Source organism: Gemmatimonadales bacterium, from assembly GCA_041390145.1.
GTDB lineage: Bacteria > Gemmatimonadota > Gemmatimonadetes > Gemmatimonadales > GWC2-71-9 > SPDF01.
Genome location: JAWKQM010000016.1, coordinates 1 through 24,051 on the forward strand (window position 1 = coordinate 1; position 24,051 = coordinate 24,051).

Sequence of the window (24,051 nt, forward strand, 5' to 3'; positions counted from 1 at the left end):
ATACCGAGCCATTTGGTTCTCCGCTCCCTTTGGAATCCAACTCAATTGATTGCTGCCCCGGCGGTCTGTACAGATGACTTCAGGCCGTCAAGCACCTGTCAGCGCCCCATGCACCAGTATGTGAGGGTCGATACCGCCTTCACCTCAACGCCCCCTTCTTCCCAATCCTCAGTGTGGCCCACAGCTGTGCAACAAAGGTCGTGGCCGTGTTCCCCTCAAGGTGCTCGGCGTTCCAGGTCTGGTTGACGCCGATGTTCCCCTGCACCCGCAGGTGGCCCTGCTGCCCGCGGACGCCCACGGCGACCCGTGCCGTCTTGGCTACCACGCCGCTCAGGAAACCGTCCAGTCCGTTCAGGCTCGGCGGAAAGGAGTCGGTGATCTGCGCCGCTCCCTGCCGCAGGAACGTCAACTCAGGCGTCACCACCCAATTCTCCCGCACCGGCCACGCCGTGGTCAAGGTCAATTGATCACCATCCACAAACTGGCGTCCAAGCCCGACGCCGATGTTGATATAGTCCTGTTCCGACTCGAACGTGCGGAATGCATAGGTGCTGACCTGGGTGTACAGGGCGCGCCAGCTGGCGCGCGAGCCTAGCGGGCCCATCGCACTCATGGTGAAGGCGTACCGGCTGGGGTAGGAGGCGGTGTCGCCCTGGTCGAACCACTTGAAGTCATCGATGGCCACCTGCCCTTCCAGCGCCACGCCACTGTTGAAGACGATCTTTCCGTCGCCCCCGATCATCACGTTCGATTCGTCGCCGGCCGAGAAGGTATTGCCGAGCAGGAATATCCCCACCGGCGTGATCCACTTGGCGTTCAGGTTCTCGTCCACCCCGGCGATGATGGCCGTCTGCCAGAGCGCCAGGTTGATCTTCGGCGTGACCTGGAAGCCAAGCCGCTGCGCCACCTGGTACCGGTGGATAACCTGGCCCGCCGTGTCGGACACGTCCTCCAGCTGGGCCACGATTCCCTGGAGCCGCAGGTCCCGGGTGCCGACGTTGAAGGCGCCGTGCGCAACGGGATAGCCCCAGCTGCTGGTCGGGATGCCCGGCACCCCCCGCGGCCCCCACTCCCGCGACAACGTGCCCAGAAAGAGCTCCGCCGGCTTCCACTGCGCCCCGATGTACGCCACCGGATAGCGATAGACCAGCTTGGTGGGCAGGGTGGCCCCCGTGATGTTGGCCGGCCAGTAGGGGTCGTCCCTGAGGCGGTTCTCCCCGTACAGCTCCGCGTGCGCCACCACCGGCCCGAACACCCCGAGAAATTCCAGGCTGCCGAATGGCCAGGCGCCGCCGTCACCCGCCGGGTGGACCGGATCCCGTGCGGCGTGGGTATAGGCCTGCGCGCCGAGTGCAAAGTCGACCCGCCCCCAGTACATGGTATCGGGGGGCGTCCAGAGCTTGAGCAGGCTGGCGGCCTGCGCGGAGTCTGACGCGCTCGCCTTCGGCGAAAGTGCCCGGAGCGCCGCGACCGCCTGCGCCTCGGTGAAGGGCCGCACCAGCGGCGTGGGGTCAGGAATGACTCCCCGGTCCACCAGCAGCTCGAACCGTGCGAGCCGCGGATCGTCGAGCTGGATGTACGGACTCCCCTGGGCCGCGGCGTTCGACGGCCTCCCGGCGAATGCACCCAGCGTGGCCGCCAGCACCACGAGGGTGTGATTGGGTCGCTTGCCGATCATGCGCAAGAATATCAGCGCCACCCCGGCCCCGGCGACCCCAGCGACAAAATCGGTCCACTGGGCGCTGCGGTACGGCAGGGCCCACTGCACCAGCTCGGTGCCTCCCGCCACCAGGACAGCCACCACCAGCACCCGCGCCGCCGCCGGGCCGCGATCGCGCTGGTACAGCAGGGCAAAGACCAGGAAGATCAGGAAATGGGCGACCGTGTCGTACTGCCGCGCCACCGACTCCACGCCTCGTGGCACCGGCAGGAGGAAGAGCAACGGCATCGCGAGAAGGTAGAGCACGAACAGCGCGTGCAGGCGGACGTCCCGCCGAGGGCTCGAGGGTGCCGACGGAGGCGGCGGGCTCTGTGTCGGGAGGCTCATCGATGTTCAAGATACTCGGAACCCGGATGCATGGCCTAGCGACCTGGGCCCCGGGATTCCACGAGCTCGTCTCTCCTTGACGCCCCCTCGGCGGCCCCTAAGTTCCCTCCATGCCTAAGTCACCGTCCCGGAACTGGTTGGCCCTCCTTGCCCTCCTGATCCTTGCCGCACCCCTCGCCGCCCAGCAGCCCACTCCGGAACAGGCCAAGGCCCTCATGGCCCAGCCCGGGGGCGCCGACTCGATCCGGGCACTGATCAAGAACTCCGGCCTCTCGCCCGACCAGATTCGCATCCGGCTGCAGGCCGCCGGCTACGACCCCGCACTGATCGACCCCTTCCTGAGTGACAAGCCGGGCTCCGACACCGTTTCCGTCACGGCCACGCAGCAGGCCGCCCTGACCGCGCTCGGGATCCGGCCCGACTCGGTGGTCAGTCAACCGGTGGACACCGGCCTCCGCGTCGTCGACTCGGTACCGCCGATCGGCGTGTTCGGCGTGGATGTGTTCCGCCGGTCCACCACGCAGTTCCTGCCGCTGCTTTCGGGACCGGTGCCGCCGGACTACCGGCTGGGGCCCGGCGACATGCTGGTCCTGATCCTGACCGGCGACGTGGAACTGACCTACCAGCTCGGCATCACCCGCGAGGGGTTCGTGGTCATCCCACAGGTGGGCCAGGTGTACCTCGCCAACCTGACCCTGGAGCAGGCCCGGAACACCCTCTATGACCGCCTGGGACGCGTCTACTCCGGGGTGAAGCGGGGCGCCAGTGCCACGACTCAGTTCGACCTCTCAGTGGCCAATGTGCGCGCCGCCCAGGTCTATGTGGTCGGCGAGGTGACCCAACCCGGCGCCTACCAGATCAGCGCCCTCGGCACCGTGCTGACCGCCCTCTACACCGCGGGTGGGGTGACGGAGCGGGCCAATCCGCGTGCGGTGGAGGTGCGCCGCGGCGGCAAGACCGTCGCCACCTTCGACCTCTACGACTACCTCCTCAAGGGCGACACCCGCGAGGACATCCGGATCGAGAACGGCGATGTGGTCTTCGTCGGGGTCCGGTCCCGGCGGGTGACGGTGACCGGCAACGTGCAGCGCCCCGCCATGTACGACCTGGCACCGACGGAAACACTGGCCCAGCTGATTGCCGCCGCCGGGGGCCTGGATGCGGAGGCCTCCCGCACCCGCATTTCGATCGACCGCATCGTGCCGCCAGCCGAGCGACGCTCGGGTGGACCGCACCGCGTGACCCTCGACGTGCCCCTCCCCGCCGGGTCCACCGAGATTCCGCCGGTGCCGATGGCGGACGGCGACAGCGTGACGGTATTCGGCGTGGCCCCCGCACAGCGGAACTTCGTGTCCATCACCGGCAACGTGTACAACCCCGGCCGCTTCGGAATGGAGCAGGGACTGACGCTCTCCCGGCTGGTCACACTGGCCGGCGGCTTCCAGCCGGCCACCTATTCGGGCCGTGCCCTGATTTCCCGGCTCAACGAAGAAGATCAGACCCGGCGGCTCTTCCCGGTTTCACTTCCAAAGGACAGCCTGACTCCCTGGACCGACGACCCGATGCTGCAGGACAGGGACTCGGTGGTAATCTTCGGTCTCCTCGAGACCCGGCCGGTGCGCACGACCACCATTGCCGGAGCGGTGAACACGCCCGGCCGGAAGCCCTGGGAAGCGGGAATGACCCTCCGCGACCTGATCCTGCAGTCCGGTGGATTGGCGCCGGGCGCCTCGCTGGCATACGCGGAAATCGCCCGCCTGCCGGAGCATCGCGGCAATGGGCAGCTCGCGACCACAATCAGAGTACCGCTCGACTCGACCTACCTCTTCGACCGGGATAGCGCGGGGCAGTACATCGGACCTCCTGGCCGTGCGTTCCCGGCCTCCGGCGCCCCCGAGGTGCCGCTGGAGCCGTGGGACAACGTGCTGATTTTCCGGCAGCCCGACTTCGAGTTCCAGCAGACGGTCAGCATCGGCGGCGAGGTGGTGTACCCCGGCACATATGCCCTCGAGAGCCGGAGCGAGCGGCTCTCCGATCTCGTCAAGCGGGCGGGCGGGCTCACCGCCCTGGCCTACCCCGATGGCGTCTGGTTTGTGCGGGACACCGGCGGTGTCGGCCGGCTGAACGTGAATCTGCCGATGGCGATGGCCAAGCCGGGCTCGAAGGAGGACCTGCTCCTCCGCGGCGGGGACCAGATCTGGGTCACCCAGTACCAGCCGAGCGTCCGGATCGAGGGCGCGGTGGTGTCTCCGGGGAGCGTGCTCTGGGAAAAGGGCAAGAGCCTCAACTACTACATCGACGCCGCAGGTGGCGCCCTGCCGGAAGGCAACGCGGGCCGCGCCGCGGTCCGGCAATCGAATGGGCAGACGCTCGCCAAGCGCGGCGGGTTCCTCTTCTTCGGCGGGACCAACCCCAAGCCGAATCCCGGCGCGACGGTCTTTGTACCGCTCAAGGAAGTGAAGCCCCCGCACGACAACACCGGGATGTGGCTGGCCATCGCCTCCATCATTGCGAGCACCGCCACCATCATCATTGCGCTGCAGCCGTAGGGATGCGCGTGCGGCGAGGCAGGCGTCCCCGTCGCTTCAGCGACACCAGCCGAGCCGCGGATTTACCCGCGAGCTCGCGCGGTGGCCATCACCTGCTGAATCAGACATATTTGACCATTCTCTCTCCAGGTGGACCGCCTGACTGATTTCCAGCGCCAGGTGCAGGACGCAATCGGCCCCAGCTACCGGATCCTGAGCGAGCTCGGCGGGGGCGGGATGAGTCGCGTCTTCCTCGCCGAGGAGGTACAGGTTGAGCGCAAGGTGGTGGTCAAGGTCCTCCCGCCCGAGACCTCGGCCGCCGTCAGCATCGAGCGCTTCGAGCGCGAGGTGCGCCTGGCCGCCCGGCTGCAGCACCCGCACATCGTCCCCTTCCTGACCACCGGCGGCAAGGGCGACCTCCTCTTCTACATCATGCCCTTCATCGAGGGGGAATCGCTCCGCGCCAAGCTGGCGCGCGAGGGCGAGCTCCCCGTGCCCGAGGCGGTGCGCATCATCCGCGATGTGGCCGACGCCCTGGCCATGGCGCACAAGCAGGGGATCGTCCACCGCGACATCAAGCCCGATAACATCCTCCTCTCGGGCCGCCATGCCCTCGTGACCGACTTCGGAGTCGCCAAGGCCGTCGAGAAGAGCTCCGGCTCCGGCAAGCTGACCTCCATGGGCGTCGCCCTCGGCACGCCGGCCTACATGTCGCCGGAACAAGCGACAGCAGATCCACATACTGACCACCGAGCCGATATATATGCCCTGGGCATCGTGGCCTACGAGATGCTCTGCGGCCGCCAGCCCTTCGAGGCCTCCTCGGCGCAGGGGATCATCGCCGCGCATGTGACGCAGCAGCCCCAGCCGATGGAGCGCTTCCGCGCCAACGTGCCCCCGGCGCTGGCGATGCTCATCATGCGGTGCCTCGAGAAGAAACCGGCCGACCGGCCGCAGACCGCCGAGGAGCTGGTCCAGATTGTCGAGGCGATGAGCACGCCATCCCTCAGCACCCCGGGCGGCATGACCCCAACGGCCACGGCGCCCTACACCGCGGCGATGCCGTCAGCGGCGCCGTCCGGCGAGCAGGGCCACCCGGTGCGGGTGGCGGTGCTCTTCGGCCTGGCCTCGGCGGTGGTGCTGGCAATCGCCTGGTTCATGACGGTCAAGGTCGGCTTGCCGACGTGGGTCGTCCCTGGCGTGGCGTTACTCCTGGCTCTGGGCTTCCCCATCATGGTGGCCACCGGCATGGCGGAGCGGCGCCGGGCCAAGGCACGCGTCAACATGACGCACACGCCGAAGCCGGAAGGTGGCGTTCGGCAGTTGCTGACCTGGCGGAAGGCGCTGATGGGGGGCGGGCTGGCGTTCGGTGCCCTGGCCGTGCTGGCCGGCGGCTACATGGCGATGCGTGTCCTCGGCATCGGCTCGGTGGGCACCCTCATGGCCACCGGGGCGCTGGAGTCGAAGAGCCCCCTGGTGCTGGCCGATTTTGCCAACCGCACCGGCGACGCCTCGCTCGGGCCCTCCGTGACCGACGCCTTCCGGGTGGATCTGTCGCAGTCGCCGGTCATTCGCCTCCTCGACGCCTCCGCCGTCCGCGCGGCCCTGACCCGCATGGGGAGGTCGCCGGACACGCCGCTGGACGACGCCACCGCGCAGGAACTGGCCCAGCGGGAGAACGCCAAGGCCTTCATTACCGGCGAAATTGGCTCGGTAGGGAGCGGCTACGTCCTCTCGACGCGCATCGTGGCCACCGCCGACGGCCACGAACTGGTGGCGCTCCGCGAGACGGCCGCGGACGAGACCGAGGTCATTCCCGCCATCGACCGACTCAGCAAGCGGCTGCGTGAACGGGTGGGCGAGTCGCTCAAGTCGCTCAACAACACCGAGAAGCTGGAGCTGGTCAGCACGTCCTCCCTGGACGCGCTGAAGAAATACAGCCAGGCGGTTCGCCTCGACGACAGCGGGGGGGACCCGGCGCTTGCCGCGCAATTGCTGCAGGAGGCGGTGGCCGCCGACTCGAACTTCGCGATGGCATGGCGAAAGCTCTCAGTGGTGGCCGGACGCGCCGGGATGCCGTTCAGCGTCACGTTCAACGCGGGCCAGAAGGCGTACGACCTCCGCGACCGTCTCACGCCACTGGAACGGCAATTGGCCATCAGCACATACTTCAGCTTCGTGGAACCAGACATCGACAAGGAGATCGCGGCCCACAAGGCGGCGCTCGAGATCGATCCCTACGACCGGACGTCGCTCAACAACCTGGCGCTGGCCTATCGGGACCTTGGCCGCTGGGAGGACGCCGAAGCGATGGCCCGCCGAGCCGCCGAGGTGGACAAGAGCTGGTTTTCGTACGGACACCTGGCCTTCGCGCTGGCCGCACAGGGTCGGTTTGCGGAGGCAGATTCCGCACTCCAGGAGCTGGACCGCATCACGCCGGGACAACCCCGCGGCCTGATGATGCAGGCCGAGCAGCACTCCAGCGAGGGAGATTATGCCGGGGCGGACAGCATCTACCGCACCGTGCTCAAGGCCCGCAGCGAGCTGGCCTACCGGAGCCAGGCCATCGTCGGCCGGGCGCAGCTGGATGTGACCCAGGGACAGATGGCGGCCGCCTCGGCGCTCGCCTCGGACCTCTTCGAGGATGCGAAGCGGCAGGGTGACGTCCGCCTGATGTACGGGGTTGCCATCGGCCAGGCGACCAGCAACCTCGTCGCGCGCCCGCGGCCGCGGCTGGATCTGTCCCAGGTGGATGCGCTGCTCGCTCAATATCCGCTCGACAGCATGCCGCCGGATGATCGCCCCTACGTCGGGCTCGCACGGCTCTACGCCGCGGCGGGGCAGACCCAGCAGGCCCGGAAGTACCTGACCCTGAGCCAGAAGCTGCAGGGCCGGTGGTGGAACCCGCCCAACGGGATCGCCCGGTACTCTGAGGGGGTGGTCCTGGAGGCGGAAGGAAAGCTGGACGAGGCGCTCGCGGCATACCAGGACTGGGTGCGGCTCCCGACGGTCGGACAGGACTGCCGGCAGTGCGGAGATTTCTACGTGGGCCGGGTGTTCGATCAGATGAACCAGCCCGATTCGGCGCTCGCCGCCTATGACCGGGCGATGAGCACCACGGTGCCGGTCCGGAACGCCGGGGAGGCGCGCGTCCTCGGCCCGACGCTCCGGCGAATGGGCGAGCTCTACGAGGCCCGCGGCGACCGGGAGCAGGCCAAGGAGTACTACAGCAGGTTCGTGGCGCTCTGGCGCGACGCCGACAGCGACTTCCAGCCGGCGGTGCAGGAGATCAAGGCCCGGCTCGCCAAGCTGGCGGCCGAGCCCAAGTCATGAGCCGTTGCTAGCTGGCCGCGTGCCTCTTGCAGGTGCTGATGCCGAGGATGGTGTAGAGCGGACAGGTCCCGGCCAGCCCGGTCACCAGGGGGATGATGCCGAGGTAGCCCCACGGCGTCTTGGGACCCACGAACACCAGCGCCAGGAGCCCGATGCCGACGAGCACCCGGAGGACACGCTCGACACTGTGCTCGTTCTGGGGAAATAGCTTGCTGGCCATGGAAGTGCTCCGACGTTAAGGAAATGCTCAGACTTTCGCCGCACTCGACTCCATATCAAGATACACGCTGACTCGCGCGCCGGTTCCCTTCCCTTCCACGCACCCGCCGGCGCGCCCCCTCACCTCCCCGAGTCGTTCCATGCCGTTCGACACGATCATCGAGCCGTTCCGGATCCACTCCACCCAGCGAATTCGGCACACCACGCCCGCAGAACGCGAGGCGGCACTCGCGCGCGCCGGGTACAATCTCTTCGGGCTCCGCGGCGAGGAGGTCCTGATCGATCTCCTCACCGACTCCGGTACCGGGGCGATGTCCTCCCGGCAGTGGGCCGCGATGATGGACGGTGACGAATCGTATGCCGGCAGCAGTTCATTCGAGCGATTTCGGGACACCGTCATGCGTCTGACCGGTCTGGCCGAGATCATTCCGACCCACCAGGGCCGCGCCGCCGAGCATATCCTCTTCTCGGTCACGGCCCGGAAGGGTCAGGTCGTCCCCAACAACACCCATTTCGACACCACCCGCGCCAACGTGGAGTTCGTCGGCGCCGAGGCGCGCGACCTGGTCATTCCGGAGGGGCGGGTGCCGTCGTCGGAGCATCCCTTCAAGGGGAACATGGACCTGGAGGCGCTCGAGGCCACGATCCGCGAGGTCGGCGTCGAACGGATTCCCTTGGTGATGATGACGGTCACCAACAACTCCGGCGGCGGGCAGCCCGTCTCGCTCCAAAACCTTCGTGACGTCCGGAAGATTTGCGACAAGTACAACCTGCCGTTCTTCCTCGACGCCTGCCGCTTTGCGGAGAACGCCTGGTTCATCAAGCTGCGGGAGCCGGGGCAGGCCGACCGTACGCCGCGCGAGATTGCACAGGAGATGTTCTCGCTGGTGGACGGCTGCACCATGTCGGCCAAGAAGGACGGGATGGCCAACATCGGCGGCTTCCTGGCCGTCAACGACCAGGAAATCGCCCGGAAGGCGCGCAACCTCCTGATCCTGACGGAAGGCTTCACCACCTACGGGGGGCTGGCCGGCTACGACATGGATGCGATTGCTGTGGGGCTCGAAGAGGTATTGGACGAGGACTACCTGCGGTACCGGATCCGCTCGACGGCCTACCTGGCCGAAAAGGCGGAGGCGGCCGGGGTACCCACGGTGCGGCCTCCCGGCGGCCACGCGGTGTACCTCGACGCCAAGGCGCTCCTGACCCACATCCCCGCCTCGCAGTATCCGGCGCAGGCGTTGGCGGTCGAGCTCTATCGGGTGGGGGGCGTGCGAGGGGTGGAAATCGGGTCAGTCATGTTCGGCACCCGGCACGACGACGGCACCGAGACGCCGTCGGCGATGGAACTGGTGCGGCTGGCCATTCCCCGCCGCACCTACACCCAGAGCCACGTGGACTACGTCGGCGAAGTCATCCGGGAAGTCGCGGGACAGCGGGAGCAGATCCGCGGGCTCCGCATTGTGGAACAGGCGCCGTGGCTGCGGCACTTCACGGCGAGGTTCGCCGCAGCGTAGAGCCCCTCACCCCCCGACCCCCTCTCCCTCCGGAAGAGGGGCAATTACGCGTCGGCCCGGTGGGCAAGCTGCTTTCGCACCACCTTGAGCGCCACCTCACGCTCCTCCGGCGGCAGCTGCAGCCGCGGCGCACGAACTCGCTCATTGCCCATGCCGACCTCCGCCTGCACCAGCTTGATGAGCTGGACGAACTTGGGCACGGTGTCGAACCGGAGGAGCGGCAGGAACCAGGCGTAGAGCTTGAGCGCCTCCTCGATCCGGCCCGCCTTCGCCAGGTTCACCAGCGTCACCGATTCTGACGGCAGCGCATTGACCAGCCCGGCCACCCACCCGTCGGCGCCCACCGCCAGCGCCTCCACGATCATGTCATCCAGCCCCGCGAAGAGCGCCAGCTTCGATCCCAGGAGTGACCGGACTGCGGTAATCCGCCGCACATCTCCGCTCGATTCCTTGACGGCGTGCACGTTGCGGTGCTTGTGCGCGAGTTCGCCGATCTGTTCCGCGGAGAGATCGGTGCCGTACGCGATGGGGTTGTTGTAGAGCATGCAGGACAGTGGCGTGGCATCGAGCACGGAGGAGTAATGCGCCTCGGTCTCGCGCCAGTCGCCCAGGTAGACGTAGGGCGGCAGCACCATGAGGCCGTCGCAGCCGACGCGCGCCGCCTCCTTTGCCAGCGACACGCATTCCGCCGTCGAGAGCCCGCTGATGGAGGCGACGAGCGGCACCCGACCCTTGGTCACCGTCCCGCAGACCTCGAGGATGCGGACCTTTTCAGCTGCGGTCAGCGTGGCCCCCTCGCCGAGCGACCCGAGCGCCACCACACCCGTGCAGCCGGCGTCCAGCAGCCAGGCCACGTGCTTGGTGAGGAACGCCTCGTCCACTGCCCCATCGGCGGTGAACGGAGTGGTGATGGCGGGGAAGACGCCGGACCAGTCGGCCTTCTGCATCAGGGTGCTCCTTGCGATTCATCCACGGGAGAAGAAAGGTCGGCGAGAACGCCGACGGCGGTCGGGGCGACCGGCATCCGCACGGTGTCCCGCCCGGTTCCAATGAGGTACTCGAGCGCCGGGCCACAGACCCGCCCCTGGCAGCTCCCCATCCCCGCACGGGTAACGAGCTTCGCCTGCCGGGCGCTCCAGCCGGCGTCGAGGGCCGACATCGGCACATCCTCGCAGCGGCAGACGATGGTACCGGGTTCCACGCGATCGCGCAATTCCGGCCGGAGACGAAACGCCGCAGCGGCGCGTGCCGCGAAGCGGCGATGCTTCGCGCGTTCGGCTCGCAACTGCCCTACCGCCCCCCTGCCCCCCCGCCCCGCCGCCGCGAGCCCCGCGAGCGCGCCCTCCACCACCGCCGCCTCCATCCCTGTGTTGCCGGTCGGTTCGCCTGCGGCGTACACCGCTGGCACGGACGTCTGCTGCTCGTCATCCACCACGACGCAGCCATCCCGCACGGCACAGCCGAGGAGCCGCGCGAGCTCCGTCGATGGAACGAGTCCCGCCGCCGTGCAGAGAATATCGACCGGCTCGGCCCAGGTGCTTCGCCCGTTGGTGTAGGTCACGTGGAGTTCGCCATTCACATTGACGACCCGCCTGACCCAGGTCCCCCACCGATAGCGCACCGTGAGGAATGCGGCGCGGTACGCCGCCGCCTGCATCAGGCGCCGGGGGGTCCGCCACAGTGACCAGGCGAAGGCACGCACCTGCTCCGGCGGGGCCTGCTCTGCCACCATCCGGAGATCGGCGCCAGCCTTCGCCAGCGCCGCCGCCACCGGCAGGAGCAGCGGTCCGGTCCCCGCAATGGCCACCCGCTTGCCCCGCACATCCCAGCCGGCCTTGAGGAGCGCCTGCGCCCCGCCCACGCCGACCACTCCCACGTGGGTCCAGCCCGGGAAGGGGAGGAAGAGCTCCTGCGCGCCAGTCGCGAGAATCACCGCCCTCGAGTGGAGAGACAGAGCGCGCCCCTCACGCGGGACACCCCGGCGACCCGGGGTCGCGTCCACGACCTGGGCACCGGTGAGCACCTTCACACCCGAGCGGTCGAGCCGGTCGAGCCACATCCGGGCCACCGGCGTCAGTTCGCTCCGCTCGCGGTGCCGCCAGATCTGCCCGCCCACTCGCGGCGAGGAATCCAGGAGCACCACCGAGCAGCCTGCGCCCGCGGCCTCGACCGCGGCGGCGATTCCGGCGGGGCCGCCACCCACCACCGCCACATCGGCGCGAATCACTTCACCGACATGGTCAGGCATCGAGGACCACCTGCATGCCTTCGCGCACCGGTTCGAGACAGGCGCGCTGCCCGACCACCCCGTCGAGGGTGACGCGACACTCGAAGCAGATCCCCATCCCGCAGATGGGCGCGCGCGCTTCGCCACCGACCGACGTCCGGAAGCTGGAATACCCGGCGTTGAGCAGCGCCGCCGCGAGGCTGACGCCCTCGGGCACCTCGAGCGGGGCGCCGTTGACCGAGATGCGGACGGTGGCCGCCACGCTAGTGCGCCTCCGCCATCACGCGGTCCGGTGCGAACGGCGTGGGATCGATGGCGGGGGTCTTCTGCAGCACCAGGTCGGCCAGCATCGAACCGGTGCCGAGGGCGGTGGTGATGCCAAGCCCCTCGTGGCCGGCCGCGATCCAGAGCCCGTCGACCGCAGGCCACGCGCCAATAAGTGGAAGCTTGTCTGGGGTGGCGGGCCGAAATCCGGTCCAGCTGCGCACCACGGGCACCTGCGAGAGCCCCGGCATGAAGTCCACGGCCCGGTGAAGCATTCTGCTGAGCACTTCGCGGTTGATCGCGGCGTCCCATCCAACCAGCTCGCGCGAGGAGCCGATGAGCAGCTGACCCGTGGCCCGTGGCTGCACATTGAACGCGACGGAAGCGGCATTCATCGTGTGGGCGCTCTGGAGGTACCCGAGCTCAATTACCTGGTGGTGACAGGCGCCGGGCACCCGCTCCGTGATGGCGAGGTGCCCCTTTCTCGGCACGATCGGCAGGCCGGGCGTGAGGCGCGCCGCGGCCGCGCCGGCGGCGTTGACGATGACATCCGCCTCGAGCCTCCCACCCGCGGTGGTCACCCCCCGTGCCTGGAGCGCCTCAACCTCCACCCCCTCGGAGAGCACGGCACCGCTCGCGACGGCCTCATTCGCCAGCCAGCGCGCCACGGCCGGCGGATACACCACGCCGTCGCCCGGGACGCGGAGCCCGCCGGCCAAGCCGGACCGAAGCATCGGCTCCGCGGCCGCCAGCTCGCTCGACCCGAAGAGTTCGGCGTGAATTCCCCGCTCGCGGTAGAACCCCAGCTTGGACCGCGCCGACTCGAGCTGTGCCTCGTCCTCGGCGACCCAGAGGGTGCCGCGTCGCTCAAACTCCGCTGACGGGGAAAGCTGTGGCAGGAGATCGTCGAGGAGTCGCTGGGACCACGCACTCAGCGCGAACTGCGCCTCGCTGTCGTCCATCACGACGATGTGCCCCATGCCGGCGGCCGTGGCACCGCTGCCGGCAAATGCGGCATCGAGCATCGTCACCCGCATCCCCTGACGACTCAGGTAGTAGGCGCACGCCGCGCCGACGATGCCGGCACCGACAATGATCGCGTCTGGCCGACTGGTCATCCGGCGGTGGTAAAGCCGGCTCGGAAGGGATCGGTGGGATCGAATCGGAGGGTAGCTTCACCGGTGATGAACGCGGTGCCGCGCACATGAGGAATGAGCTGGCCGCCCTGATCCTCGAGCCACCCGGTGAAGAGGCTGCCGGTAATGCTCTCCTGGCGCCAGTGCGCCCCCACGGCGAGCGTTCCACGCGCGTGCCGTGCGGCCATCACGGCGGAGGTACCGGTGCCGCAGGGCGAGCGATCGTAAGCGCCACCGGGGCAAAGGACAAAATTCCGGGCGTCGGCGTCCGGCCGAGTCGCCGCCGCGGACAGTTCCACGTGGTCAATCTCGGCGCCCCCCTTCCCGGTCACGCCCTGCGCGCGCAGCGCTGCCATGATATCTCGCGTGATACGGGTGAGGTGGTCGACCTCGGTCAGGGCAAGCGGTGTCCGATCCCAGTGGACAAGGAAGAACCAGTTGCCGCCGTACGCGACGTCGCCCACAACGCGACCCAATTCCGGCACCTCCACCGCGACATCCCGCGCGTGGCAGTACGACGGGACATTCCGGATGGTGACCGACCCGTCCGTGCCGAGCTCCGCGGCCACCGAACCGACGGGGGTGTCGAGGTGCACCAGGCCGGTGGTGATCCGGCCGAGATGCTCCAGCGTCCGCACCACGCCGATGGTGCCGTGGCCGCACATCCCGAGATAGCCGACATTGTTGAAGAAGATGACGCCGGCCACTGACTCCTTGGATACAGGCGGCGTGAGGAGGGCGCCCACCATCGCGTCGTGGCCTCGTGGTTCGCAGACGACCGCGCTGCGCAGGTGATCCCAGTTCGCGGCCAGGTCGTCGCGCCGGGCGGCCATGGTGGAACCGGCCGGCTGACGCCAGCCGTCCACCACCACCCGGGTTGGTTCACCCTCTGTGTGCGAATCCACCACCTGGATCATCGCGGGGAACGCCGGCGGCCTCATACCGGGTTGACCTGGACCGTCTTGGTTTCGGTGTAGAACTCGCGGGCGGCAGATCCCTGCTCCCGGCTGCCGGAACTGGAGCCCTTCATCCCGCCGAACGGTGCATGCGGGTCCACACCGGTGGTGTCGCCGTTGATTCGGACCAGCCCGACATCAATCCGGTGGATGTACTGGAGCGCGGCTCCAATGTCCCGCGTGAAGAGCGAGGCACTCAGCCCATAGCGCGAATTGTTGGCAATGGTGAGGGCATCGTCCAGGGTGTTTGCGCTCGAGACGGCGAGGACCGGGCCGAAGAGCTCTTCCTGGGCCAGCGGAGCCCCCGGATCGACCCCCCGCACGACGGTCGGCGTCACGAAGAACCCCTGCTTGAATACGACCCCGGTGACTTCGACCCCGCCGCACACCACCTCCGCCCTGGTGGCGCCGAGCGCGTCCCAGATCCGCTGCCGGGAGCCGGCGTTGATGACAGGACCGATCGCGCAGGCTGCATCGGTCACCGGCCCGATGGTGAACCCCTCGACCTGCTCCCGCACCTTCTCGAGAAAGGCGCTCTCGACTTCCGGGAAGACGACTGCCCGGCTGGTGGCGGTGCACTTCTGCCCGGCGAAGCGCATGGCGCCGGCGGCGGTCAGCTTCGCGGCCAGGTCGAGGTCGGCGTCGGGCATCACGATGACGACGTTCTTGCCCCCCATCTCAGTCTGGTACCGGACGTTGCGCTCGGCCGCAATCGCTGCCACCCTGGCGCCGACGGCGGCCGAGCCGGTGAAGCTGATGCCCCGGACCTGCGGGGCACGGAGCAACGGCTCGCCGACCCCGGCCCCGGTGCCGAGCAGCACGTTGAATACACCGGCCGGCAAGCCGGCGGCCTGCGCCGTTTCCGCGAGGAGGAGGGCCATGACCGGCGACTGTTCGGAGGGTTTGAGCACCACGGTGTTGCCGAACGCCAGCGCCGGGGCCGCCTTCCAGAGTGGAATCGCCACCGGAAAGTTCCACGGCGTAATCAGGGCGACCACGCCCAGGGGTTCACGCAGCGTGAACTGCAACGCGCCGGCCGCCTGCGCGGGGACCACCTCGCCGATGGCGCGCACGGCGTCGCTGGCGTAGTACCGGAGGATCACGATACAGCGGCCCACCTCACCGCGTGCCTCGCCGATTGGCTTGCCAACCTCGCGCGCCATGGCCTGGGCAATCTCCTCGGCGCGGGCCTGGATGGCCGCGGCCCACTTGTGCAGGTACTCGGCGCGCGCCGGACCTGTCAGGCTCCGCCAGGCAGGGAGGGCCGCGCTGGCCGCCGCCACGGCCGCCGCCGCGTCGGCCGCGGTACCGACCGGGACTTCGGCCACCACGTCCTGCTCATTCGATGGGTTGAGGTCGAGGAGCAGGTCGGTGCCGGTAGAGCCGACAGAGGCCCCGGCAATGAAATGAGAGAGGGGTTTTGTCATGGGCGTAAGTTGGCTGAAATCGGGGGAGCCGCAAGGCGTCGAGCGACGCTCCTGATATGACATCGGGGCCCCCGCTGGGAGCCCCGAGGGGTGCCACGACCCTGAATCTGGCCCTAGAGGCGGGTCACCGTGTACGTGCCACAGGCGGTGAACTCGACCTGGACGGTCACCGTCGAGTCACTCCGGGTAACGGCATGCAGGAGGATACCGCTGTCGAACCGCGGTGCCACCGTGCAGGCCGGGTTGAAGTGCAGCGGCGTCGGGGTGGAGGCGACGAGGTCCCAGGTCAGACCGGACCGCTCCCACGTCGAGGTGCCGGCGACGACGAGTTCGCCGGCCGGCAGCGGCTCCCCAAGCACGATCGAGCCGGGCGTGTCCGCGGTGAACTTGACCACCCAGTTCTTCAGGTGCGAGGCGCTGGTGCCGTTCGGATAGGTGAACGCGGTCAGGAAGTTCGTCATCGTCATGCCCAGCGTGTCGGTCGTCGCCGACCATTCACGGGTGCCGTCGAACAACGCGCTGTGGGTGCGCCCCGTCACGCTGTTGGCCAGCGTCCGGGAGAACGACGTGAAGACCGTCCGGATGTCGAAATCGGTGAGGCTCGGCGTCGGGTCGATCACGTCGACGATACCGTCGAGCGTGTGGGTCATGGCGCCGCGGGTGAAGGTACAATCCGTGAACTCGAACCGGACCGAATCCGGAACGGCGTCTTCATCGCTGTTGATCGGCGGGAAGGGCGTGATCGTCGGCACGCAGACCGTGACCGGGTCGGCCACGCCGAGGGCCATCGGCATGCCGGTGCCGGCGTCGAAGCTCCCGGTTTCAATGATCTCGTCGACATCCACGGTGACGACTTCGGCCAACAGGTCCGCCTGGGCGGCGGTCAGGGTCTCCGTGGTGGTGGGGCCACTGCTATCACTGCACGCCACGGCACCCAGCAGAAGCAGGGCGGCCGTGAACGCGCCGAGTTGTGTGCGTGAGGTGAACATTGCTGCCTCCTGAGGAGAACGCTACTACGCGTGCGTGGCAGCAATCTGCTCGGGAGGTCCTGAGGCAACCCTGAATCACCAGTGATGAGTTGCTTAGGATCAGGGAAGCGGCGCAGCAGCTCTCGCCTCAGGCAAACTTCTCTTCGACGATTTTCAGGATCTCCGCCTCCAGCCGCGCGGCCGCCGCATCCAGCTTGATCCCATCGGCCAGGACGTTGGCAATGGCCGACTTGTCCTTCATGCTGCTGGCGTTGGTGCGCACATTCAGCCAGGCACCGCGCACGGCCGCGCGGGCGCAAAGCGCGCCGACCCCGGCATCCGACGCGGACGCGGGATTGCCCTTCTCCGCCATCGTGCGGATGAGGTCAAACGAGTGATAGGCGGTCTGCATCACCTGCCACGGCACCTGCAGCGCCCCCAGGTTGGCGGCGGCCAGCGCCGCGCTTCGCGCAGCCTTCTCGGCGTTGGTCCCCTTGGGCATGCCGAGCGCTTCCATGACGCGCTCGAAGGCGCGCGTGTCCGCGTCCACCAGTCGCAGCAGCTCGTCCTTGGTGTGCTGCCCGTCCTCCGCCCACTTCGAGAACTCTTCCCACCGCTCGTCCCATCCCCGCTTGTGGGCCGAGAGGTTGGCCACCATGGTGCCGAGCGCGGCGCCAAGCGCGCCGACCGCTGCGGCGACCGAGCCGCCGCCGGGCGCCACCGACTCCGAGGCCGTTACATCGGTGAATTCCTCGAGCGTCATCCGCACCAGCCGGCGATCTGCGTCGTTTCGGAGCCGATACTCGATGATCCGCTCTTCCGGCTTGAACGGAGCCAGTTCATCGAGCCCGAGCGACTTGACGGCGATCTTGATCAACTCGCCCTCGGATACGCCGACCGAGCGCTGCTGCTTGCGCAGGTAGTGGCGGCCCGCATCGAGGAGGGCGGCCAGCGGCACCAGCCCGACCAACTCGCTCCCCGTCACCCGAACGCCCCGCGCCTCGGCGGCCCGACACACCTCGTCGAAGGCGACGTGGATCGGGGTGGTGGTCAGGTCGACCAGGTTCATCGACACCTGGGCGACGCCGTACTCGGGAATGAACCACCCGATGGCCTTCACGGCCTTGAGCGACCCGGGAATCATGACCGGCTGGCCCGATTCGTCGTTCACGATCTTGCCCGTCAGCGGATGGCCTTCGCGCTTCGGGCGGCCCGCCTCGCGCACGTCGAAGGCGATGGCGTTGGCGCGCCGGGTCGAGGTGGTGTTGAGATTGACGTTGAAGGCCACGAGGAAGTCGCGGGCGCCGATGACAGTGGCGCCGCTTTTCGCATTGAATGTGGCCGGCCCAAAGTCCGGCGTCCACGCCGGCTGCTTCATCTTCTGTTCAAATCCTTCGTACTCCCCGGCACGAATGACCGAGAGATTCTTGCGCAGGGGATCAGGCTGCGCGGCTTCATAGGCGTAGACCGGAATCCGGAGTTCACGACCGACCCGCTCCGCAAGCTTCCGGGCCAGGTCCGCCGTCTCCTTCATGGTGATGCCGGAGATGGGGACCAGCGGGCAGACGTCCGTGGCCCCCATCCGCGGGTGCTCGCCTGTGTGCCGGCGCATGTCGATCAACTCCGCCGCCTCGGCGATGCCCCGAAAAGCGGCCTCAACCACCGCTTCGGGCGCCCCCGCGATGGTCATGACGGTGCGATTGGTGGCCTTACCCGGGTCGACGTTCAGGAGGGCGGCGCCATCCACCGACCCGAGGCGGGCCGCGATGCGCCGGATGACCTCGGAGTCGCGTCCTTCGGAGAAGTTGGGCACGCATTCAATCAGGGCAGGCATGAAGATCCCATGGTAGAAGTCAGGCCTCCAATCTACCCAACGCGGGCCCGAGGCGCCCCCCGATTTCCACCCCTTGAATTTCTAGGGAAGAGGCCATACCGTATACCTAGAACTTCTATGGAGAGTCCCAAATGGCCGATACCGTAACCCTCCTGCGCGGGGCGCTCGATGCCTTGGTCCTCAAGGCCCTGACCTGGGGGCCCACCCACGGCTACGGGGTGGCGCGGTGGATTGAGTCTGTGACCGACGACGCCCTCCGCATCGAGGAGGGCTCCCTCTACCCTGCCCTGTACCGCATCGAGCGGCGGGGCTGGATCGAGAGCGAATGGGGCGTCTCCGACTCGGGACGCAAGGCGAAGTTCTACCGCCTGACCCCGGCTGGGCGCGCCCAGTTGCAGGCCGAGACCCACAATTTCACCAGGTTTGCGCGCGCCATCTTCAAGGCCTTCGACGCGACTCCTGATGCGGCCTGACGCACCGGAGTTCCGCGGCGCCGGCGGGAAGGTCTGGCGGCGCCTCCGCCGGCTCTTCGGCAAGGACCCGCTTGCCGACGTCGACGCGGAACTTGCGTTTCACCTCGACATGCGGGCCGCCGAACTGGTCGACCGCGGACTCGCCCCCGATGCCGCCCGCCGCGCCGCCCTGGAGCGCTTCGGCGATCTTCCACGCATTCAACATGAGTGTGGCCGCCTCGCCTCCCGGCGGGAGCGCACCCTTGAACGGATGGAACGCATGCTCGACTTCGCACAGGACCTCCGACTCGCCACCCGGTCACTCCTCCGCCGCCCGCTCTTCGCGGCGACGGCGGCATTGGCGCTGGCCCTGGGCATCGCGGCCACCCTGTCGATCTGGGCGATGGTCGACACCTACCTCTTCCGGCCGCTGCCCTTCCCGAACGCCGAGCGCCTGGTCGTGGTCGGCCAGGGAGAGTACTCCTCGGTCTCCTACCCGAACTACCTGGACATCCAGGCCCGCCGCGATCTCTTCGACGACGCCATGATCTTCGACAATGCGGCGCTGAGCGTCCGCATCGGGGACGCCGAGCCCACTGTGCTGATGTTCGAGGCCACCTCCGGCAACTACTTCTCCTCCTTCGGGATTCCCCTCCTCATGGGACGTGGGTACACCGAGCAGGAATTCACCGAGCGGGCCCCGGTCGTCGTGCTCACCCATGCGGCCTGGATGACACGGTTCAACGGCGCACCGGACATTCTCGGCACGGTGGTCCGGTTCAACGGCTCGCCGTTCACGGTCATCGGGGTCACGGCCGAGGGATACGACGGAATGCGGCAGTACCTGCTGCCGGTGCAGGGCTTCCTTCCGCTGACCTCTGGCATGTCGCTCGACTCCCGCGGCACGGCGCCGATGCAGGAACGCGACCAGAGTTCGTACCGTGTGGCGGCGCTGCTGCAGCCCGGGGTGACCCTCGCGGCCGCCCGCGCCGGGCTGACTGTGCTGGCGGACCAGATCAAGCGCGAGCACCCGGAACTCCCCGACGACCTCCGGTTCCATACCGATTGGGAGACGCGGGCCCGGCCGGACCTCTCGATTGCCGGGGTTGTCCCCTGGGCGGCCGCCGTCTTCCTGCTGCTGACCGGCCTCGTGCTGATGATCGGGTGCACCAACGTCGCCGGATTGCTGCTGGCGCGCGCGTCGGCGCGCCGGAACGAGATCGCCGTGCGGCGGGCGCTCGGCGCGACGCCGGGCCGGATGGCGCGCCTGATCTTCACCGAGAGCATGGTCCTGGCCCTGCTGGGGGCCGTGTTCGCCGTTCCGCTCGTCGTGGTGATGCTCCGCTGGTTCACCGGCATCCGGATGGCCACCGACTTCCCTGTGCGCTTCAGTGCCAGCGGGGGGTGGAACCTGGTCCCGCTCGCGCTCGGACTCGCGGTGATCGCCGCCCTCTTCACCTCGATCGGGCCGGTGCTCCATGCCCACCGACTGCCCGTGCAGGAGACGTTGAAGGACGGCGGCCGCGGTGGGAGCGGGGGCCGGCGGCGCCGCAACGCGCGCACCCTGCTGGTCGGTGCGCAGGTGGCGGTGTCCTTCGTGCTCCTCGTCTGCGCCGCGCTCTTCGCCCGCAGCGTCAAGGCTGCCCAGCGCATGGACCTTGGATTCCAACCGGCCGGGCTGGCCATGGCGGCGACCGACGTCGAGATGCTGCGCTACGACCGGGCACACGGTCAGCGCACCTACGGGGAACTGCTCGACCGAGCCCGGGCGCTGCCGGGCGCGGAGTCGGCGGCCCTGGTCCGCGATCTCCCGCTGGGCTACAACACCAGCTCGCGCGACGTCTTCTTCGACCACGACATCGGGGTGAAGGACAACCGCGTCGACATCATCTACAACGTGGTGAGCCCGGGCTACTTCACGACCATCGGCTATCGACTGCTGGAGGGGCGCGACTTCACCGAGCGCGACGACAGCAGTGCCGCGCCGGGTGTCGTGATCAACTCGACCATGGCCGAGCGCTACTGGCCGGGCGAATCGGCGGTGGGCCGGCGCATCCGCCTCTCGCCCGATGGGGAGTGGCTCACGGTGCTCGGCGTCGTCGGGAGCGGCCCCTACGTCTTCACCAACGAGACCTCCCGCGACTACATCTACCTCCCGATGGCCCAGCGTTACAGTGAGCGGATGACGCTCCTGGTCCGTGCGCCCGGGCAGACGGACGCCATGCTGCCTGCCATCCGGCGCCTGATGCACGACCTGGATCCGGACCTGCCGATTTCGGACGTGCGGACCATGGAGGCCCACCTGCAGGGCGGCCTGGCCTTCCTCTTTCCCCGGCTCGCCGCCCAGATCGCGATCGTGCTCGGCCTCCTCGGCCTGCTGCAGGCGGTGGTTGGCCTGTATGGCGTGATTGCGTTCAGCGTAGCGGAGCGGACCCAGGAGATCGGCATCCGGATGGCCATCGGCGCGCAGCCGGGGAGCGTCATTCGCAGCGTGCTGGGAGACGGCCTGCGCCTGACGTTGGCGGGGATGGTGGTCGGGGTGCTCGGGGCAGTGGGGGTGGCGCAACTGATGCGCGCCGTGCTGGTGGGCATCGGCGCCACTGACGTCGTGTCTTACCTCGTCGCGGCCGCGCTGCTGCTCGGGGTGACCATGCTGGCCGCGTGGATTCCGGCCCGGCGGGCGGCGCGGCTGGATGTGGTGGCGGCGCTGCGGGGGGGGGAGTAAGCAGGGGGACTTGCGGCAGGGGGTATAATATGGAATGTTATCCTTACATGACACCTCCGACACTGCTCCGACCCCTTCTCCTGGCCCTGCTCCTCTGGGCCTGCTCCGAGCGTCCGGTTCGCTGGAACATCGAGTCCGCGCCGATCATCTACACCCGGCGCGACGGCGGAGCTCCGCATCTCCATCGCCTCGATCCGACGACCGGCGCCACGTCTCCGCTCGTGGCCGATTCCGCCCCGTCCTGGAACCCGAGCCCCTCCCCCGACGGGACCCGTCTGGCCTACCTCTCCCGCCGGGACGGCAACTACGAGATCTACGTTTGGGGTATCTCCGACTCCGGCGTCGGCCGGAACATCACCAACGACGCTGATTATGACGTCCTCCCCGCCTGGTCGCCGGATGGCCGGCAGTTGGCGTTCATGTCCACACGCGGGTTTGAACTCGGCAGCATCGGCCCATTCCCGGGCCAGATCTATATTGCAAACCTCGATGACGGCACCCTCCGACAGGTCACCACGGAGCCACTGACCTCCTCGCTCGGGCCGGGGTCGTGGTCGCCCGACGGCCGGTATCTCACCCTGAGTCGTGAGGTGGATGGACAGCTCGACCTCTTCCTGCTCAACCTGACCGACAGCACCGAACGCCAGATCACACACGCACCGGAGAGTGAGTACTCCGTCGAGTTCTCTCACGATGGCCAGTGGGTCGCCTTCCATGCCGAGTCCGACTCGTCGTCCCAGATTGTCGTGGCGCGGATCGACGGGACCGACCGTCGTGTCGTGACGCAGGGCCCCGGGTTCCGGTATACCCCGCACTGGTCTCCCGACGACGCGTGGCTGCTCTATTCCGCCAGCGGGCCGGATGGCAACGGATACGACCTCCGGGCGGTCCGGGTGGGTGACGGCCAGGAGATCTCCCTGCTGGCTACCCCCGCCGACGAAACGGAGGGGGTGTGGCTTCAGCCGGAGGCGCGATGACGACGGTCATGGACGACATGGCGGCGGTCTTCGATGCCCTGGGCAATTCGACGCGCCGGAAGATTCTGGACCTTGTGAAGGCCGACCCCGGCTGCGGCGTCGGCGAGTTGGCGGCGCACTTCGACACCTCGCGCATCGCGGTCATGCATCATCTCCGACAACTGGAGGAGTGCGACCTCATCGTGTCGCGCAAGGATGGCCGGACCCGCCGGCTCTATCACAACCCGGTGCCGATCCAGCTGATCCACGATCGGTGGACCACCGAATACAGTGAGTTCTGGGCCAGCAAGATGGCGGACATCAAGTACGCGGTCGAACAGGGATCAACGAGGAGGTCGAAACATGGCAGACACGGTACGGCTGGTGTCAAAGATCCACATTCAGGGTCGGATCGAGGACGTGTGGCGTGAAATCACCAAGACCGATGAGCCGCAGCTCGCCTTCTTCGGCGCACAGATGTACCGGCTGACCCTTGGCCCTGGCTCGCCGGTGCAGATGCGGACGCCGGACAACAAGTTCACCTCCGTCGTCGGGGAGATTCTCGAGGTGTCGCCGCCGCACCGGTTCTCTCATACCATGAAGTTCACCGCGTACGAGGATCCCTACTGCAAGGTGACCTATGATCTCAAGGAAGTAGGCGATGGCGTGGAGTTCACGCTGACCTCCGAGGACATCCCCGCCGGTACCAAGACCGAGAAGGACATGCGGCGTGGGGGCGATTTCATCGTCAAGACGCTCAAGCAGATCGTGGAAACTGGGAAGCCGGCACTCGGGACTCGCATCCTGTACGGGCTCTTCGGGCTGCTCGGCTTCATGACCCCCGCCAGGTGCAAGGTCGAGCACTGGCCCCTGAAGGAGGTGTCCCATGGCTGACAACGCCAAGGCCGTCGAGACAATGATCAAGAACATCGAGGCCAAGACCGGCAAGACCATCGCCCAGCTCGGCGCTGTCGTCGCCAAGAGCGGCCTCACCAAGCATGGCGAGATCCGCACCATGCTGATGGAAAAGTTCGACCTCGGCCACGGCCAGGCCAACACCGTCGCACACCTCGCCCTCAAGAGCGATGGGGAAAGTGCGGCGGCGGCACGCGGCCTGTCGGCCGGCGACGTCCTTGCCGAGATCTACAGCGGCAAGAAGGCCGACCTCCGGCCGATCCACGACAAGGTGCTCGGCATCCTGAAAGGACTGGGCGACTACGAGGCGGCGCCGAAGAAGGGGTACGTCAGCTATCGGAAGAAGAAGCAGTTTGTGATGGTGGGGCCGAAGACCAACACGGCCGTCGAGCTCGGCTTCGGTGCCAAGAACCTGCCCGCGCATCCCCGGCTCAAGGAGATGCCCCCCAACAGCATGTGCAAGTACACCACACGTGTGAACTCCGCCGGCGAGGTCGACGCCCAGGTCGCGAAGTGGATCGAGATATCGTACGCAAACGCGGGGTGA

At 68.1% G+C, this 24,051-nt stretch carries 19 protein-coding genes; 9 read left to right on the plus strand and 10 right to left on the minus strand.

All coding sequences use genetic code 11. The annotated features are described in order from the left end of the window. Positions 1-139: 139 nt before the first annotated feature. Entirely contained in the window at positions 140-2,047 is a 1,908-nt protein-coding gene (locus R2910_12825) for a hypothetical protein (GenBank protein ID MEZ4413864.1), read from the minus strand. A gap of 110 nt (positions 2,048-2,157) precedes the next feature. Between R2910_12825 and R2910_12830 the strand changes: the two genes are divergently transcribed. Together R2910_12830 and R2910_12835 are read left to right on the plus strand one after the other, a co-directional pair. Then, positions 2,158-4,596 (plus strand): SLBB domain-containing protein, encoded by a 2,439-nt coding sequence (locus R2910_12830; GenBank protein MEZ4413865.1) that lies wholly within the window; start codon positions 2,158-2,160, stop codon positions 4,594-4,596. Between the two features lie 129 nt (positions 4,597-4,725). Continuing rightward, a complete protein-coding gene (locus R2910_12835) occupies positions 4,726-7,908 on the plus strand; it encodes a protein kinase (protein MEZ4413866.1) in 3,183 nt (1,060 codons plus the stop codon). 7 nt (positions 7,909-7,915) lie between these two features. Here the strand turns inward: R2910_12835 and R2910_12840 are convergent, their stop codons facing one another. Further along, positions 7,916-8,128 (minus strand): DUF2892 domain-containing protein, encoded by a 213-nt coding sequence (locus R2910_12840; protein ID MEZ4413867.1) that lies wholly within the window; start codon positions 8,126-8,128, stop codon positions 7,916-7,918. A gap of 139 nt (positions 8,129-8,267) precedes the next feature. On the opposite strand from R2910_12840, the gene R2910_12845 reads away from it, so the two are divergent. Beyond that, the gene (locus tag R2910_12845) at positions 8,268-9,644 is read left to right on the plus strand and encodes a tryptophanase (GenBank protein ID MEZ4413868.1); all 1,377 of its coding nucleotides are present in this window, start codon (positions 8,268-8,270) and stop codon (positions 9,642-9,644) included. Positions 9,645-9,688: 44 nt separating this feature from the next. Here R2910_12845 and R2910_12850 read toward each other — a convergent pair whose 3' ends face one another. From R2910_12850 to ftcD, 8 genes are all read right to left on the minus strand, one after another. Next, positions 9,689-10,591 carry a dihydrodipicolinate synthase family protein gene (locus R2910_12850; protein MEZ4413869.1) on the minus strand — a complete coding sequence of 301 codons (903 nt, stop codon included), beginning with the start codon at positions 10,589-10,591 and terminating at the stop codon, positions 9,689-9,691. Then, positions 10,591-11,892, minus strand: coding sequence for an FAD-dependent oxidoreductase (locus R2910_12855; GenBank protein ID MEZ4413870.1), 1,302 nt, complete (start codon positions 11,890-11,892; stop codon positions 10,591-10,593). The genes R2910_12850 and R2910_12855 overlap by 1 nt, the downstream gene beginning before the upstream one ends. Further along, positions 11,885-12,133, minus strand: coding sequence for a (2Fe-2S)-binding protein (locus R2910_12860; protein MEZ4413871.1), 249 nt, complete (start codon positions 12,131-12,133; stop codon positions 11,885-11,887). Before R2910_12860 ends, R2910_12855 begins: the two co-directional genes overlap by 8 nt. A 1-nt stretch (position 12,134) precedes the next feature. Beyond that, a complete protein-coding gene (locus R2910_12865; protein MEZ4413872.1) occupies positions 12,135-13,253 on the minus strand; it encodes an FAD-dependent oxidoreductase in 1,119 nt (372 codons plus the stop codon). Further along, positions 13,250-14,176: a proline racemase family protein gene (locus R2910_12870; GenBank protein MEZ4413873.1), complete on the minus strand. Its 927-nt coding sequence runs from the start codon at positions 14,174-14,176 to the stop codon at positions 13,250-13,252. The genes R2910_12865 and R2910_12870 overlap by 4 nt, the downstream gene beginning before the upstream one ends. A gap of 32 nt (positions 14,177-14,208) precedes the next feature. Beyond that, complete coding sequence (locus tag R2910_12875; GenBank protein MEZ4413874.1) at positions 14,209-15,654, minus strand: aldehyde dehydrogenase family protein; 1,446 nt, start codon at positions 15,652-15,654, stop codon at positions 14,209-14,211. 113 nt (positions 15,655-15,767) lie between these two features. After that, positions 15,768-16,643 (minus strand): hypothetical protein, encoded by an 876-nt coding sequence (locus tag R2910_12880; GenBank protein MEZ4413875.1) that lies wholly within the window; start codon positions 16,641-16,643, stop codon positions 15,768-15,770. Positions 16,644-16,770: 127 nt separating this feature from the next. Next, positions 16,771-18,456, minus strand: coding sequence for a glutamate formimidoyltransferase (gene ftcD / locus R2910_12885; protein ID MEZ4413876.1), 1,686 nt, complete (start codon positions 18,454-18,456; stop codon positions 16,771-16,773). Positions 18,457-18,587: 131 nt separating this feature from the next. On the opposite strand from ftcD, the gene R2910_12890 reads away from it, so the two are divergent. From R2910_12890 to R2910_12915, 6 genes are read left to right on the plus strand one after another with little or no spacing between them, the layout of a single operon-like run. Then, positions 18,588-18,929 (plus strand): PadR family transcriptional regulator, encoded by a 342-nt coding sequence (locus R2910_12890; GenBank protein ID MEZ4413877.1) that lies wholly within the window; start codon positions 18,588-18,590, stop codon positions 18,927-18,929. Then, the gene (locus R2910_12895) at positions 18,919-21,633 is read left to right on the plus strand and encodes an ABC transporter permease (protein MEZ4413878.1); all 2,715 of its coding nucleotides are present in this window, start codon (positions 18,919-18,921) and stop codon (positions 21,631-21,633) included. The genes R2910_12890 and R2910_12895 overlap by 11 nt, the downstream gene beginning before the upstream one ends. Positions 21,634-21,680: 47 nt before the next feature. Then, positions 21,681-22,610 carry a hypothetical protein gene (locus R2910_12900; protein ID MEZ4413879.1) on the plus strand — a complete coding sequence of 310 codons (930 nt, stop codon included), beginning with the start codon at positions 21,681-21,683 and terminating at the stop codon, positions 22,608-22,610. Further along, positions 22,607-23,020, plus strand: coding sequence for a helix-turn-helix transcriptional regulator (locus tag R2910_12905; protein ID MEZ4413880.1), 414 nt, complete (start codon positions 22,607-22,609; stop codon positions 23,018-23,020). The genes R2910_12900 and R2910_12905 overlap by 4 nt, the downstream gene beginning before the upstream one ends. Further along, complete coding sequence (locus R2910_12910) at positions 22,953-23,483, plus strand: SRPBCC domain-containing protein (GenBank protein MEZ4413881.1); 531 nt, start codon at positions 22,953-22,955, stop codon at positions 23,481-23,483. Before R2910_12905 ends, R2910_12910 begins: the two co-directional genes overlap by 68 nt. After that, a complete protein-coding gene (locus R2910_12915; GenBank protein ID MEZ4413882.1) occupies positions 23,476-24,051 on the plus strand; it encodes a DUF4287 domain-containing protein in 576 nt (191 codons plus the stop codon). The genes R2910_12910 and R2910_12915 overlap by 8 nt, the downstream gene beginning before the upstream one ends.